The 1,365-nt window shown below is 71.9% G+C and carries 2 protein-coding genes; one reads left to right on the forward strand and one right to left on the reverse strand.

Going from position 1 to position 1,365, the window contains the following annotated elements; genetic code table 11:
- The coding region (locus ACLN58_RS22240; RefSeq protein WP_415857379.1) for a helix-turn-helix domain-containing protein at positions 1-170 on the reverse strand (170 nt) is incomplete at its 3' end.
- 70 nt (positions 171-240) lie between these two features.
- Between ACLN58_RS22240 and ACLN58_RS22245 the strand changes: the two genes are divergently transcribed.
- Positions 241-1,245 (forward strand): DMT family transporter, encoded by a 1,005-nt coding sequence (locus ACLN58_RS22245; RefSeq protein WP_415857378.1) that lies wholly within the window; start codon positions 241-243, stop codon positions 1,243-1,245.
- Positions 1,246-1,365: the final 120 nt, after the last annotated feature.

The following is a 1,365-nucleotide window of genomic DNA, read 5'->3' on the forward strand; positions in this document are numbered from 1 at the left end:
GCGTTGGCGCGCTCCCGGTCCAGCAGGACGCCGCCGATGTCCTCCTCGAGGGCGCGCAGGGTCCGAGACACGGAGGACTGGCTCACACCGAGGTGCTGGGCGGCAGCGGTGAACGAGCCGCTCTCGACGACGGCGAGCAGCGTACGCAGCTGGGGAACCGTAGGTGCCATGCATTCATGGTATGCCCAAGTGCACTAGATGTATTTGATTCATGGGAAGTCCGCGACGACAGTTGATGGCATGACGACCCGTCGCCTCGGCCTCACGGCCACTTTTGTCGCACTGGCCCTCGTCTGGGGAGCCAGCTTCCTGCTCATCAAGGAATCCCTTCTGGGCTTCACACCGGGCCAGGTGGCCGTGGGCCGCATTCTGCTCGGCGCCGTGACGCTCCGCATCATCATGGTGGTCGCGGACCGCGAGTGGCCGCGCGAGCGGGGTTTCTGGGGCCACATGGCCGTGGTCGGCCTGCTGTTCTGCGTCGTCCCGTTCAGCCTCTTCGCGTGGGCCGGCGAGTCGCTGCCCTCGGGGCTCTCCGCGATCCTGAACTCGTCGACGCCGCTCATGACCGCACTCTGGACGGCCGCGATCATCCCCGCCGAAAGGCTCGCCCCTCGGCAGGCGACCGGTGTCGCGGTGGGAGGCCTCGGCGTCGTCCTCGTCGTGGGGCCGTGGGGCCTCGCAGGCGACCCGGCCGCGCTCAGCGCCTTCTTCTCACCCACCCAGCCGACCCTTGCGGAGCTAGCGTGCCTCGCGGCGACGGCCTGCTACGGCTTCGGCTTCGCGTACATGCGCCGCTTCGTCGTGGGGCGGTACGACTACGACAGCCTCACCGTCTCGACCGTCCAGCTCACGGTCGCCGCCGCTGCAGCCCTCGCGCTCTCGCCGATCCTCGCGGCCGGGCCCATGCCCACCCTCACGCCCGTGCCGCTCATCGCGATCGCGGTGCTCGGCGTCTTCGGAACCGGCATCGCGTACCTCTGGAACACGGCTATCGTGCGGGCGTGGGGCGCGGTCGCGGCCTCGACGGTCACGTACGTCGCGCCGCTCGTCGGGGTGGCGCTCGGCGCGATCCTGCTCGGCGAGAGCCTTACGTGGAACCAGCCCCTCGGCTGCCTCGTGGTGATCGCGGGGATCATCGCCGTCCACCGGGGCCGGAGGGCGGCGGCCCGGCCAGCCGTCGCGCCGTCATCGGCCGGCACTGCGGCGTCGCCGGCGCCGGACGCGTCCCAACCCGTACGCGTTTAGCCGAAACCGTCGGCCGCGGGGCGTGTCCCGCACGCGGCGATTCCCGAAATCACACGGATCGCGGCGGCGCGGGGGGGGGGGGGGGGGGGGGGGGGGGGGGGGGGGGGGGGGGGGGGGGGG

Origin of the sequence: Sinomonas sp. G460-2, from assembly GCF_047759905.1 — a bacterium.
GTDB lineage: Bacteria > Actinomycetota > Actinomycetes > Actinomycetales > Micrococcaceae > Sinomonas.

Excerpts from the sequence above, each read along its gene's own strand:
- ACLN58_RS22245 (WP_415857378.1), top strand. The coding sequence starts at position 241 with ATGACGACCCGTCGCCTCGGCCTCACGGCCACTTTTGTCGCACTGGCC.